Annotated in this window: 9 protein-coding genes; 5 read left to right on the top strand and 4 right to left on the bottom strand. The window is 66.0% G+C overall.

Annotation, left to right across the window (positions count from 1 at the left end; all coding sequences use genetic code 11):
* Nucleotides 1–412: 412 nt before the first annotated feature.
* Together gltB and G6N36_RS20475 are read left to right on the top strand one after the other, a co-directional pair.
* Nucleotides 413–5,008, top strand: a complete 4,596-nt coding sequence (gltB, locus tag G6N36_RS20480) for a glutamate synthase large subunit (RefSeq protein WP_163688684.1) — start codon at nucleotides 413–415, stop codon at nucleotides 5,006–5,008.
* Nucleotides 5,001–6,467 carry a glutamate synthase subunit beta gene (locus G6N36_RS20475; protein ID WP_163688683.1) on the top strand — a complete coding sequence of 489 codons (1,467 nt, stop codon included), beginning with the start codon at nucleotides 5,001–5,003 and terminating at the stop codon, nucleotides 6,465–6,467. Before gltB ends, G6N36_RS20475 begins: the two co-directional genes overlap by 8 nt.
* A gap of 398 nt (nucleotides 6,468–6,865) precedes the next feature.
* Here G6N36_RS20475 and G6N36_RS20470 read toward each other — a convergent pair whose 3' ends face one another.
* A complete protein-coding gene (locus G6N36_RS20470) occupies nucleotides 6,866–7,723 on the bottom strand; it encodes an LLM class F420-dependent oxidoreductase (protein ID WP_163688682.1) in 858 nt (285 codons plus the stop codon).
* A 65-nt stretch (nucleotides 7,724–7,788) separates the two neighbouring features.
* A complete protein-coding gene (locus G6N36_RS20465; RefSeq protein ID WP_163688681.1) occupies nucleotides 7,789–9,285 on the bottom strand; it encodes a potassium/proton antiporter in 1,497 nt (498 codons plus the stop codon).
* A 155-nt stretch (nucleotides 9,286–9,440) separates the two neighbouring features.
* On the opposite strand from G6N36_RS20465, the gene G6N36_RS20460 reads away from it, so the two are divergent.
* Nucleotides 9,441–10,118: a potassium channel family protein gene (locus G6N36_RS20460; protein ID WP_163690786.1), complete on the top strand. Its 678-nt coding sequence runs from the start codon at nucleotides 9,441–9,443 to the stop codon at nucleotides 10,116–10,118.
* Between the two features lie 30 nt (nucleotides 10,119–10,148).
* The gene (locus tag G6N36_RS20455; RefSeq protein ID WP_163688680.1) at nucleotides 10,149–10,721 is read left to right on the top strand and encodes a TIGR03086 family metal-binding protein; all 573 of its coding nucleotides are present in this window, start codon (nucleotides 10,149–10,151) and stop codon (nucleotides 10,719–10,721) included.
* 12 nt (nucleotides 10,722–10,733) lie between these two features.
* Here the strand turns inward: G6N36_RS20455 and G6N36_RS20450 are convergent, their stop codons facing one another.
* Nucleotides 10,734–12,377 (bottom strand): SulP family inorganic anion transporter, encoded by a 1,644-nt coding sequence (locus G6N36_RS20450; protein WP_372512293.1) that lies wholly within the window; start codon nucleotides 12,375–12,377, stop codon nucleotides 10,734–10,736.
* Nucleotides 12,374–12,751, bottom strand: coding sequence for an ArsR/SmtB family transcription factor (locus G6N36_RS20445; RefSeq protein WP_163688679.1), 378 nt, complete (start codon nucleotides 12,749–12,751; stop codon nucleotides 12,374–12,376). The genes G6N36_RS20450 and G6N36_RS20445 overlap by 4 nt, the downstream gene beginning before the upstream one ends.
* A gap of 115 nt (nucleotides 12,752–12,866) precedes the next feature.
* Here G6N36_RS20445 and G6N36_RS20440 point away from each other — a divergent pair, with 115 nt between their 5' ends.
* Nucleotides 12,867–13,871, top strand: a complete 1,005-nt coding sequence (locus tag G6N36_RS20440; protein ID WP_163688678.1) for a PHP domain-containing protein — start codon at nucleotides 12,867–12,869, stop codon at nucleotides 13,869–13,871.
* Nucleotides 13,872–13,966: the final 95 nt, after the last annotated feature.

Raw genomic sequence — 13,966 nt, 5'->3', positions numbered from 1 at the left:
TCTGGCTAGGCTTTGTGCAAACCCTGCGTGATGCAATAAAAGCTGGGTAAGCGGATGCCCTGAAGATTCAGCAAACAGATGAAGGGAGGCGCTCCGTGGCGACACATGTTTCGTATTCTGACCCCCGGGCCGACGCGCTCCCGAAATATCAATGGCTGCACCGTGTTTCGACGAATCGCCCAGCTGGATTCGCTGGGACCGCGGGCTGGCCCGAAATGCGTTGTTAGGTCCGCCTAAGTTGGCATGTCAACCCGAGTTTGTCATATCGTTTTGTCCACTTGTGGCGAGTGGGAATTGGGCCGTCGTTCAGTGCTGCACGAAGGAACCGCCCTCGCTGAAACGGCCAGCGGCCGTCCTCGAATTGGTTGGCCGGCGGAATCCTCGTTCGGCGTTCGGAAAAGGGTAGGTGGGAATGGCGCCCAGCAGTCAAGGGCTGTACAACCCCGCGTTCGAGCATGACGCGTGTGGCGTAGCCATGGTCGCGGACATGCACGGCCGCCGCAGCCGAACCATCGTCGACGCCGCGATCACCGCCCTGGTGAACCTCGAACACCGCGGCGCCCAGGGCGCCGAACCCCACACCGGTGACGGTGCGGGCATCCTGCTGCAGGTTCCCGACGAATTTCTGCGGGAGGTCTTGAAGGACCAGGGAGCCTCCTTCGAGCTGCCCGAGTACGGCAGCTATGCCACCGGCATCGCATTCCTGCCTCAGTCGTCCAAGGACGCCGCCACCGCCTGTGAAGCCGTGGAGAAGATCGCCGAGGCCGAAGGGCTCGAGGTATTGGGCTGGCGCGACCTGCCCACCGACGACTCGTCTCTGGGTGCCCTGGCCCGCGACGCCATGCCGACCTTCCGGCAGGTCTTCATGGCCGGCGCCTCGGGCATGGACCTGGAGCGCCGCGCCTACGTCGTGCGCAAGCGCGCCGAGCACGAACTCGGCACCAAAGGCCCGGGACAGGACGGCCCGGGACGCGAAACCGTTTATTTCCCAAGCCTTTCCGGTCAGACCTTCGTCTACAAGGGCATGCTGACGACGCCACAGCTCAAGGCGTTCTACCTGGATCTGCAGGACGACCGGCTCACCAGCGCGCTCGGCATCGTGCACTCGCGGTTCTCGACCAACACGTTCCCCTCGTGGCCGCTGGCCCACCCGTTCCGGCGGATCGCCCACAACGGCGAGATCAACACCGTCACCGGCAACGAGAACTGGATGCGGGCCCGCGAGGCCCTGATCAACACCGACGTGTTCGGCGAAAACGGGCTCGACAAGATCGTCCCGGTCTGTACGCCGGGAGCATCGGACACCGCGCGCTTCGATGAGGTTCTCGAGCTGCTGCATCTCGGCGGCCGCAGCCTGCCGCACGCGGTGCTGATGATGATTCCCGAGGCGTGGGAGCGCAACGAGTCGATGGACCCGGCCCGGCGGGCGTTTTACGAGTACCACGCCTCGCTGATGGAGCCGTGGGACGGCCCCGCGTCGATGACGTTCACCGACGGCACCGTGATCGGCGCCGTGCTGGACCGCAACGGCCTGCGGCCGTCGCGCATCGAGGTCACCGAGGACGGCCTCGTGGTGATGGCGTCGGAGGCCGGCGTGCTGAACCTCGACCCGTCGACCGTCGTGAAGAAGATGCGCTTGCAGCCCGGCCGCATGTTCCTGGTGGACACGGCACAGGGCCGCATAGTCGACGACGAGGAGATCAAGGCCGAGCTCGCCGCCGAGCACCCGTACCAGGAATGGCTGGATGCCGGCCTCTTCAAGATCGAGGACCTGCCCGCCGGTGACTACGTGCGGATGCCGCACCACCGGGTCGTATTGCGGCAGCAGGCCTTCGGCTACACGTACGAAGAGCTGAACCTGCTGGTCGCCCCGATGGCACGCACCGGAGCCGAGCCCCTGGGCTCGATGGGCACCGATACGCCCGTCGCCGTGTTGTCCCAGCGACCCCGGATGCTCTACGACTACTTCCAGCAGCTGTTCGCCCAGGTCACGAACCCACCGCTGGACGCCATCCGCGAGGAGGTGGTGACCAGCCTGCAGGGCACGGTCGGCCCCGAGGGCGACGTGCTCAACCCCAATGCCGACTCCTGCCGCCAGATCGTGTTGACGCAGCCGATCCTGCGCAACGCCGAACTGTCCAAGCTGATGTGCGTCGACCCCGACCACGAAATCCGCGGCCACAAGCACGGCATGCGCGCGGCCGTCATTCGATGTCTGTATCCGGTGAACCGTGGCGGGCAGGGCCTCAAGGAGGCGCTCGACAACGTCCGGGCCAAGGTGTCGGCGGCCATCCGTGACGGCGCACGGATCATCGTGCTGTCCGACCGCGAGTCCAACGAGCAGATGGCGCCCATCCCGTCACTGCTCAGCGTGTCCGCCGTGCACCACCACCTCGTCCGCGACCGCACCCGCACCCAGGTCGGGCTGGTCGTCGAGGCGGGTGACGCCCGCGAGGTGCACCACATGGCCTGCCTGGTCGGCTTCGGCGCGGCGGCGATCAACCCGTACATGGCGTTCGAGTCGATCGAAGACATGGTCGACCGCGGGGTGATCGCCGGCATCTCCAGCGACCAGGCCAAGGCCAACTACGTCAAGGCGGCGGGCAAGGGCGTGCTGAAGGTGATGTCGAAGATGGGCATTTCCACACTGGCGTCCTACACCGGTGCGCAGCTGTTCCAGGCCATCGGCATCAGCCAGCAGCTGCTCGACGAGTACTTCACCGGCCTGACGTGCCCCGTCGGCGGTATCGATCTCGACGACATCGCCGACGACGTCGCCACCCGGCATGCGCTCGCGTACCTGGACCGTCCCGACGAGTGGGCGCACCGCGAGCTCGAGGTCGGCGGCGAGTACCAGTGGCGCCGCGAGGGCGAGTACCACCTGTTCAACCCGGACACGGTGTTCAAGCTGCAGCACTCCACCCGCACCGGCCAGTACTCAATCTTCAAGGAGTACACCGCCCTGGTCGATGATCAGAGCGAGCGGATGGCGTCGCTGCGTGGCCTGCTGAAGTTCAAGGACGGGCAGCGTCCGGCCGTGCCGCTCGACGAGGTCGAGCCGGCCAGCGAGATCGTCAAGCGGTTCTCCACCGGTGCGATGAGCTACGGGTCGATTTCCGCCGAGGCCCACGAGACGCTGGCGATCGCGATGAACCGCCTTGGCGGACGGTCGAATTCGGGCGAGGGTGGCGAGGCCGTGCAGCGCTTCGACCGCGACGAGAACGGTGACTGGCGCCGCAGCGCCATCAAGCAGGTGGCATCGGGCCGCTTCGGGGTGACCAGCCACTACCTGAGTAACTGCACGGACATCCAGATCAAGATGGCCCAAGGGGCGAAACCCGGTGAGGGTGGCCAGCTTCCGGGCAACAAGGTCTATCCGTGGGTGGCCGAGGTGCGGCACTCGACGCCGGGCGTCGGGCTGATCTCGCCGCCCCCGCACCACGACATCTACTCGATCGAGGATCTGGCGCAGCTGATCCACGACCTGAAGAACTCCAATCCGCAGGCGCGCGTGCACGTGAAGCTGGTGAGCGAGAACGGTGTCGGCACCGTGGCGGCGGGTGTGTCGAAGGCGCACGCCGACGTCGTGTTGATCTCGGGCCACGACGGCGGCACCGGTGCGACGCCGCTGACGTCCATGAAGCATGCGGGTGCGCCATGGGAGCTCGGCCTGGCCGAGACCCAGCAGACGTTGCTGCTCAACGGACTTCGTGACCGCATCGTCGTGCAGGTCGACGGCCAGCTGAAGACCGGCCGCGACGTCGTCATCGCCGCGCTGCTAGGCGCTGAGGAATTCGGTTTCGCCACCGCACCTCTGGTGGTGTCGGGCTGCATCATGATGCGCGTCTGTCACCTCGATACCTGCCCTGTCGGTGTGGCGACGCAGAATCCGGTGCTGCGCCAACGGTTCAACGGTAAGCCCGAGTTCGTCGAGAACTTCTTCATGTTCATCGCCGAAGAGGTGCGGGAGATGATGGCCCAGTTGGGCTTCCGCACCGTCAACGAGATGGTCGGCCAGGTAGGCGCCTTGGACACCACGAAGGCCGCCGAGCACTGGAAGGCCTACAAGCTGGACCTGACGCCGGTGTTGCACGAGCCCGAGTCGGCCTTCATGAACCAGGATTTCTACTGCAGCTCGCGTCAGGACCACGGTCTAGACAAGGCGCTGGATCAGCAGCTCATCGTGATGTGCCGCGAAGCGCTCGATTCGGCTTCACCGGTCCGTTTTTCGACAACGATCGCGAACGTCAACCGGACCGTCGGTACGATGCTGGGTCACGAGGTGACGAAAGCCTATGGCGGCCAGGGGCTTCCGGACGGCACCATCGACATCACATTCGAGGGCTCGGCGGGCAACAGCTTTGGTGCCTTCGTGCCCCACGGCATCACGCTGCGTGTGTACGGCCAGGCCAACGATTACGTCGGCAAGGGCTTGTCGGGTGGACGGATCGTGGTGCGTCCGTCCGACAAGGCGCCCGCCGACTACGTCGCCGAGGACAACATCATCGCCGGCAACGTGATCCTGTTCGGCGCCACCAGCGGTCAGGCATTCATCCGCGGACAGGTGGGCGAGCGGTTCGCAGTGCGCAACTCCGGCGCGCACGCGGTCGTGGAAGGTGTCGGCGACCACGGATGCGAGTACATGACCGGTGGCAAGATCGCCATTCTCGGACCGACCGGCCGCAACTTCGCGGCGGGTATGTCTGGCGGAATCACTTATGTCTACGACCCGGACGGCAACCTGCCGGACAACCTGAACTCCGAGATGGTGGAACTGGAAAGCCTCGACGACGAGGACCTCGAGTGGCTGCACGACATGCTCCGAGCGCATGTCGATGCCACTGATTCCGCTGTCGGACAGCGTATTTTGAGCGACTGGGACAACACCGTGAAGCACTTCACCAAGGTCATGCCCCGCGACTTCAAGCGGGTGCTGGAGGCGATTGCCGAGGCCGAGCGAACCGGCGAGAACGTCGACGAAGCGATCATGGCGGCCGCCGGTGCCTGATCCACGTGGTTTTCTGAAGTACACGACGCGCGAGACCCCGCAGCGGCGGCCGGTCCCGTTGCGGCTTCGCGACTGGAAAGAGGTCTACGAGGACTTCTCCCACGACACCCTGCGCGAGCAGGCGACCCGCTGCATGGATTGCGGTATCCCTTTCTGCCACAACGGATGCCCCCTGGGAAACCTGATCCCGGAATGGAACGACCTGGTGCGCAACGACCGGTGGCGTGACGCGCTCGAACGGCTGCACGCGACCAACAACTTCCCCGAGTTCACCGGGCGGCTGTGCCCGGCGCCGTGCGAAGGCTCCTGCGTGCTCGGCATCAACCAGGATCCGGTGACGATCAAACAGGTCGAGGTCGAGATCATCGACAACGCCTTCGACAGGGGCTGGGTCGTTCCGCTGCCGCCGGACAAGCTCACCGGCAAGAAGGTGGCGGTCGTCGGCTCGGGCCCGGCCGGGCTGGCCGCCGCCCAGCAGCTCACGCGCGCGGGCCATTCGGTGACGGTGTTCGAGCGCGAGGACCGTATCGGTGGACTGCTGCGCTACGGCATCCCCGAGTTCAAGATGGAGAAACGCCACATCGATCGGCGCCTCGAACAGATGAAGGCCGAGGGCACGCATTTCCGGCCCGGGGTCAACGTCGGCGTCGACGTCACCGTTGCGCAGCTGCGGCTGAACTACGACGCCGTGGTGCTGGCCGGTGGTGCGACCGCGTGGCGTGACCTGCCGATCCCGGGACGTGACCTGGACGGCATCCATCAGGCGATGGAGTTCCTGCCGTGGGCCAACCGCGTCCAGCAGGGCGATGACGTGCTCGGCGAGGATGGCGAGCCGCCGATCACCGCCAAGGGCAAGAAGGTGATCATCATCGGCGGCGGCGACACCGGTGCCGACTGCTTGGGCACCTCGCACCGCCAGGGTGCGGAAAGCGTGCACCAGTTCGAGATCATGCCGCGCCCGCCGGAGGAGCGTGCCGACAGCACGCCGTGGCCGGTCTACCCGCTGATGTTCCGGGTCAGCTCGGCCCACGAAGAAGGCGGCGAGCGTGTCTACTCGGTCAACACCGAGGAGTTCCTCGGCACCGACGGCCGGGTCACGCATCTGCGCGGCCACGAGGTCGAGATGAAGGCAGGCAAGTTCGAGAAGGTCGACGGCAGCGACTTCGAGCTCGAGGCCGATCTGGTGTTGCTGGCCATGGGCTTCGTGGGTCCCGAGCGTGAGGGGCTGCTGACCGAGCTCGGTGTCGAGTTCACCGACCGCGGCAACGTCGCGCGTGACAATGAGTTCGCGACAACGGTGCCCGGCGTCTTCGTGGCCGGCGACATGGGTCGCGGCCAGTCGCTGATCGTGTGGGCGATCGCCGAGGGTCGCGCCGCGGCCGCCGGTGTGGACCGCTACCTGATGGGCACCACCGCGCTGCCCGCGCCGATCAAGCCGACGGCGGTTCCGCAGCGCTAGTCCGACGGCTTTCTGCCGAGTCCCAAAAACAACACCAGTCACACCAGAAACATCAGATGATTTTTCGGCGCGCCTCGCCCCGTTTGCCAACTCACCGGTATCTAATGACTTGATGAGGGCATTGCGCTAGGGTAAGGCCCCGAGCAGCTATCGGTATCGACGCAGGAGTCATCACTGTGTACCTCAACCCGCTATCTCGGTCACGGGTGAATCGAATCGCCTGGTCACTGTTCCGACATCCCCTGAAGAGCCGCGAATTCCCGGCCAAGGCCGAGCGCCTGATCACCGCCGACGAACTGGTCCGCTTCGGCGTCTAGCGAATTCCGTTACCGCCCGGCGGTCTCGCCGCGGCGCCGTGATTCACCCTTTGCCGAATCGTTATCTTTCCGTTACCGCCGCTAATCTTTGCTACTCAGCAGTCCCGACGCCCTGATCTCGTTGGCGAGCGGCTCGAGAACGGCGGGGTCATACGGCGGCGGCAGGTAGATGATCGCCAAGTCCAACCCCTCGGTGCCGAGCGCGGCGGCTTCCTCGACGACCCTGCCGTAATCACGGTCCTCGCCCAACCGGACATGAGCCGACAGCATGATCTCCTTGGGATTCCGGCCGATGTCCGCGCAGTGCCCGGCGAGCACATCGCGCTTGCGGGCGAATTCCTCCGGCGGACCGCCGACGAAGTTCCAGTGCTGGGCGTAGCGGGCGGTGATCTTCAGGGTGCGCTTCTCGCCGCTGCCGCCGATGCAGATCGGCGGGTGCGGTTGCTGTGGGCCCTTGGGCTCGTTGCGAGCCTCCTTGAGCTGATAGAACTGTCCGTCGAACGTCGTCGTCTCCTTGGAGAGCAGGCTCGTCAGCACCTCACACGCCTCCTCGAACCGATCGAAGCGCTCCTTGATCGAGCCGAGTTCGATCCCGTAGGCGCCGGACTCCTCCTCGTTCCACCCGGCGCCAATGCCGAGTTCCAGGCGGCCGTCGGAGACGATGTCCAGTGCCGCAGCCATATTCGCGAGCACGGCGGGGTGACGGTAGTGGATGCCGGTGACGAGCACACCCACCCGTAGCCGCTGTGTCGCCTGTGCCAGCGCGGTCAACGTGACCCACCCCTCCAGGCACGGCCCCGTCGAGTCGGAGAAGATCGGATAGAAGTGGTCGAAGGTCCAGCCCGACTCGTAGACCTCGATATCGTCGGCGGTCTTCCAGACGGCGAGCATGTCGGACCACGTGGTGTTCTGCGGGGAAGTCTTGAATGCGAATCTCACGTAGATCGAGCGTAGTCCGGATTCCTGGGGATAACCCGTCAGTCGGTTTCACCGGCTCCGGCGTTCTATTCGGTTTCACCGAATTCGCCGAACCAGTGCGCCAGCTTGCCGCGTCGGCTCACCGCCCGCAGGCGGCGTTCTGCCGCCGCCCTGGTCTTGGTGGTGGTGACGATCAGCAGTTCGTCACCGATCTCGATACGGGTATCGGGCTGCGGGACGAACGTATGGCCGTCGCGGATGATCAACGTGATCACGCTCGGGTCGGGCAATCGCAGCTCCAGGACCGTCACGTTGTGCAGCCGGGACGGATCCTGCACCGTCATCGTCAGCAGCTCCGCGTCGAGCACGTCCAGTGGTGCCGCCTCGACCTGGAGCTCCCGGGTGGCTTCCTTCGGGATGAGTCCCAGGCGGTGCGCGAGGAAGTGCAGGCTCGGCCCCTGCACCAGCGTGTAGACCACCACCAGGATGAACACGATGTTGAGGATGCGCATACTGTCCGGCACGCCTCCGACGATCGGGAACGTCGCCAAAACGATCGGCACCGCGCCCCGCAGACCGGCCCAGGAGATGAAGATCTGCTCGCGCCACGGCACCCGGAACCAGACCAGCGAGGCGAACACCGACACCGGCCGGGCAATCAGGAGCAGGACGAGACCGATCACGATCCCCGCCGCCAACTCGGCGCCCAGATCGCTGGGATCGACGAGCAGACCGAGCAGGACGAACAGGCCGATCTGCGCCAGCCAGCCGAGCCCCTCCGCAAACGACCGCGTGGCCGCGCGGTGGGGCAGCCCGGTGTTGGCAAGCACGACGGCCGCCAGATACGCGGCGAGGAAGCCGCTGGCGTGAGCGCTGCCGGCGGCGGCGAACGCCACCATGCCAAAGCCAAAAGTGGCCAGCGGATACAGCCCGGATGCGGGAAGTGCGATGCGGCGCAGCGCTATTGAGCCCAGGAATCCGCAGCCCAACCCAATCGCCGCACCCGCAACCAGCTCGTAGACGACTTGTGCGATCGCATGCCCTGCAGACAATTCGAGCGGCGTCACGCTGAACATCAGCACGAGGATGACGGTCGGCGCGTCGTTGAAACCGGACTCGGCCTCGAGCAGACCCGCAACCCGGCGAGGTAGCGGCACGACGCGCAGCACCGAGAACACCGCGGCCGCGTCGGTGATGGAGACGACGGCGCCGAGCAGCACCGCCAGCTGCCAGTCGATGCCGAGCAGCAGATGGGCACCCGCCGCGGTGACCGCCGTACTGACCGCCACGCCGATGGTGGCCAACGCGCCCGCGGGAGCCAATACCTTGCGAATGTCCGAGAACCGCGTCGTCAACCCGCCTTCGACGAGGATGACAGCCAGCGCGACGGTGCCGAGGTGGTCGGCAAGCAGGTAGTTGTCGAACTGCAGACCGAGCCCGTCCTCGCCGACGATCACGCCGACGCCGAGGAACAACAGCAGGCTGGGTAGACCCACCCGGCTCGCCGCCCGGGTGGCGACGATGCTGGCCAACAGCACGAGCCCACCGGCGAGCAGCATCAGATACAGCTGCTCCAAGGTCATTCGAATCGCTTTCGGGAAGGTGCCAGTGAGCCTTGACGTGCAGTAAACACCTACCACGGCCGGGAAGCGCCGTGGTCAGGTGCGACGATGAACCGATGTTCCGATTGACGCGGCGAAAAACCGAGGAATCGGGTCGTGTCGACGAACGACGGAAGATGCGCATCGGCATCGCAGGCGCCGGAGCGATCGGCCGCTCCGTCGCGCAGGAACTGCTCGGCTACGGGCACAAGGTGTTGCTGATCGAGCACAACGTCCGCCACTACGAACCGCACACCGTGCCGGACGCGGACTGGCTGCTGGCCGACGCGTGCGAGCTGACCTCACTCGAGGACGCGGGGATCCAGACCTGCGACGTGGTGATCGCCGCGACCGGCGACGACAAGGTGAACCTGGCGGCGTCGCTGCTGGCCAAGACCGAGTTCGGCGTCGACCGAGTGGTGGCGCGCGTCAACGACATGCGCAACGCATGGCTGTTCACCGAGTCATGGGGTGTCGACGTCGCCGTTTCGGCACCGGCCGCCATGGTCGCGGCGATCGAGGGAGCCATCGACATCGGCCATGTCGTGCGGCTGATGGAACTGCGCCAGGGACAGGTGAGCTTGGCGAAACTTACGCTGCCCGAGGGCGATCCACTGGTCGGTCGGCGGATGCGGGATCTGCCCCTGCCGGACAACACCGCATTGGCGATCGTGATCCGCGAGAGCGGAATCGTGTTTCCGAAGCCGGACGATGTGCTCGAGGCCGGCGACGAGATGCTGTTCTTCGCGGGCGGCGCCCGGAGCCAGGTGGCCGCCTTTGTCGAGGAGGCGACACGAGCGCTCGGCGAGCGATGAGTTCCGGCCGCGGCGCCGGTCTGTACGGACATGATCGATTTGACTGCAGCCTGCCAACGCACGGCCCAGGTGTTGGCGAACGTGACCGACGAGCAGCTGAGCGCATCCACCCCGTGCGAGAAGCTGCTCGTCGATGAACTGGTGGCGCACGTCGGTGGCCTCGCTCTGGCGTTCACCGCGGCCGCGCGCAAGGACTTCGGACCGCTGACCGACACACCGCCGACCTTCGACGGAGCTCTCGAGGACGACTGGCGCACCGTCTACCCGCAGCGCCTGTCGGAGCTGGCCACGGCATTCGGTGAACCCGATGCCTGGCAGGGCATGAGCCGGGCCGGTGGAGTCGACTTTCCCAGCGAGGTGGCGGGGATGGTCGCGTTGACCGAGGTGGTGGTGCACGGTTGGGATCTGGCCAAGGCCACCGGTCAGCCGTATGACATCGACGATGCCACCGCCGACGCGGTCGTGCCGCACGTCGCCCAGTTCGCTGCGGAAGAGCCGGTCGAGGGGCTGTTCGACCGTGCGGTGCCCGTTCCCGACGATGCTTCGGTGCTGGACCGGATCGTCGGGCTGACGGGTCGGGACCCGGCGTGGAGTGGGCGCTGAGCGCGCTCGGTGTCAGTGCGGCTGACGGGCCACATGGGTGCGCGCATGGCAGATCGCCTCATCGAGTGAGTCCAGCAGATGGTTCTCGTGACGTAGCGTCTCGAAGACGCCGACGTTGGTCAGCAAGTTCATGTGCTCGTCCCGGACGCCCTTGATGATCACTGTGATGCCGCGAGCTTCCAGCTCGGTGCAGATCTGCGCGAGCGTGTGCGCGCCGGTGGCGTCCAGCATGCCCAGCTGCGACATTCGGATGATCACCACGGATGTATGGGGATGATCGGCGTCGACGATCGCGCTCGAGATTCGTTCGGCCACGCCGAAGAACATTGCGCCATCGAGTCGGAGAAGAGCGATCTGTTCATCGCCGGGGCGGTAGGTATCCGGAAGGTCCTCGCGTACGACGCTGCTGCGCCGCGCCACGGCGCGTAGCGCGAAAAATGCCGCGACGACGATGCCGATCTCAACGGCCTCCACCAGATCGAAGCACACCGTGATCGCGGCGGTGAGGATGAACGTCAAGGCATCCGACCGGGTGGATCGCAGGATCTTGCGGACGGTGCCCGCCGAGATCATCCGGAACGAGGTCACCATGAGCACACCTGCCAAGGCGGACAACGGGATTGCCGACACCGGTCCCGTCGCGAGGTATACGACAGCGAGCAACACGAGCGAATGCACGATCGCCGAGACGCGCGTGCGCGCGCCGGAGCGGACGTTGACGGCGGTGCGCGCGATTGCGCCGGTCGCGGGCATACCGCCGAACGCACCCGAGGCCATGGAAGCCAGGCCCTGGCCGACCAACTCGCGGTCGGGATCGTAGGGACCCGTCGGTGCCATCGTCGCGGCGACCCGTGCGGACAACAGCGATTCGATTGCCGCCAGCGCTGCGATCGCCAACGCGGCACCCACCAGAGTGCGCATGGCGGCCCCGTCAGCATGTGGCAGCACCGGTGTGGGCAGGCGCGATGGCAGTTCGCCGATGCTGGCCACCGAGATACCGAGCGCCGCGACGGCCAACGTCACGACAACCACGGCTGTGAGCGATTCCGGGATACCGCGGTGCAGGCGGGGCAGGATCGCCATCGAGATGGCGATAAACACAACAACACCAAGGGTTTTCGCAGCGGATGCCCATTCGACGTGACTGACGGCGGACCACGCGGCGCTTAGGGTGCGGCTACCGGCCGGGACGCCTTGCCCGAGCGCGGCGGGTATCTGCTGCAGGAAGATGATCGCCGCGATGCCGAGCGTGAATCCCTCGATGACGGGCCATGGGATGAAGGTGACCGCCCGGCCGAGGCCGGTCAGGCCGGCGGCGAGCACGAGGATGCCGGCGAGCACCGTCACAAGCGCGACGCTGGCCAGACCGAACTGGGCGACAACAGGTGCCAAGACGACGGCCATCGCACCCGTTGGCCCGGAAACCTGCACGTGCGAACCACCGAAGACTGCGGCAACCAGGCCGGCCACCACCGCCGTGATCAACCCGGCCGCCGCGCCGACACCCGAGCTGATGCCGAAGGCCAACGCCAGCGGCAGCGCGACGACACCGACGGTGACGCCGGCCAGGACGTCCCGCCGCCACGACGACCGCAGTTCGGCATAGTCGCGTCGGTTCGGCAACAAGCGGGCGAGATCGCCGACCGCGGCGATCACACGTCACGCCCAAGGGGCGGCAGGCGCTGGAGTGCTTCCCATTGGTCGCGGTGGCCACCGAGGACGTCGGTGAGAAAGGTCCTGGCAATGACGAGCAATTCGGAGATCTTCGGGTGCGCGAGCTCGTAGTACACCGCGTTGCCGACGCGCTGCGCGGTGACAACGTGGTGCCGTTTGAGTACCGCCAGGTGCTGGGACAACAGGGTCGGTTCCAGCTCGGTGTCGGTGAGGATCTCGGCGACCGACGTGGCTCGGCCGTTGGCCGACAAGATCTCGAGCACACGAATGCGCGCCGGATGGGCGAGCGCCTTGAACAAGTTGGCCTTGATTTCGTATAGGGGTAGCTCGGGACTACTTGGAAAGCGATGCGGCATCCTACGACCTAGCCAATTGATGGATTGAACGAATTCGCAATCGATGCTATCGAGGCTCACGCCGCCCACGCAAACCGTGGGTTCGGCGTCGGCCCTGACCGGGCACACTTGAACCATGGATCCGGTCATCGCCCTTCGCCAGATTGCCTACTTCAAGGACCGGGCGCGGGAAGATCCCCGCCGGGTGATGGCCTACCGGAACGCCGCCGACGTCGTCGAGGCGTTGACGGACGCCGAGCGTGATCGTCACGGCGCGGCCAACAGCTGGCAGTCGCTGTCGGGAATCGGACCCAAGACCGCGAAGGTCATCGCGCAGGCCTGGGCCGGCCGCGAACCCGAGGTGCTTGTCGAATTACGCTCGAACGCAGCCGATCTCGGGGGTGGTGATATCCGCGCGGCCCTGCGCGGCGATCTGCATGTGCACTCGAACTGGTCTGACGGTTCTGCACCGATCGAGGAGATGATGCTGGCGGCAATGGAATTGGGCCACGAGTACTGTGCGCTGACCGACCACTCGCCGCGGCTGCGGGTGGCCAACGGGCTTTCACCGGAGCGGCTACGCGAACAACTGGACGTGATCGACGAGATCCGTGACATGGTCGCGCCGATGCGCATCCTGACCGGCATCGAGGTCGACATCCTCGACGACGGATCGCTCGACCAGGAGGACGACCTGCTCGAGCGCCTCGACGTCGTGGTGGCCAGCGTGCATTCGAAGCTGTCCATGGATTCGACCGCGATGACCCGGCGCATGCTCAAGGCCGTGGCCAATCCGCACACCGATGTGCTGGGCCACTGCACCGGACGGTTGGTGACCGGCGGTCGAGGGGTGCGGCCCGAATCGAAGTTCGACGCCGAGAAGGTGTTCACCGCGTGCCGCGACAACGGCACCGCCGTCGAGATCAACTCGCGGCCCGAGCGCCGGGATCCGCCGACCCGTCTGCTGAACCTTGCGCTCGAGATCGGCTGCGTGTTCTCCATCGACACCGACTCGCACGCGCCGGGTCAGCTCGAGTTTCTGGGCTACGGTGCGCAGCGTGCGCTGGACGCCGGAGTGCCGGCCGAGCGGATCGTCAATACGTGGCCGGTCGAGCGGTTGACGGACTGGACCACTGCTTAAATTGACGTTAACGTCATATAGCCGCGATTGATCGGGTATTCCGGATAGCGCGCTCGCCCTCGTGGCTAATATTGAGCTGCGCGAAAATCTTGGTA

It is taken from the genome of Mycolicibacterium gadium (assembly GCF_010728925.1).
GTDB lineage: Bacteria > Actinomycetota > Actinomycetes > Mycobacteriales > Mycobacteriaceae > Mycobacterium > Mycobacterium gadium.
The sequence above is the reverse complement of the archived record's forward strand: the minus strand, read 5'-3'. Positions and strand labels throughout refer to the sequence as shown.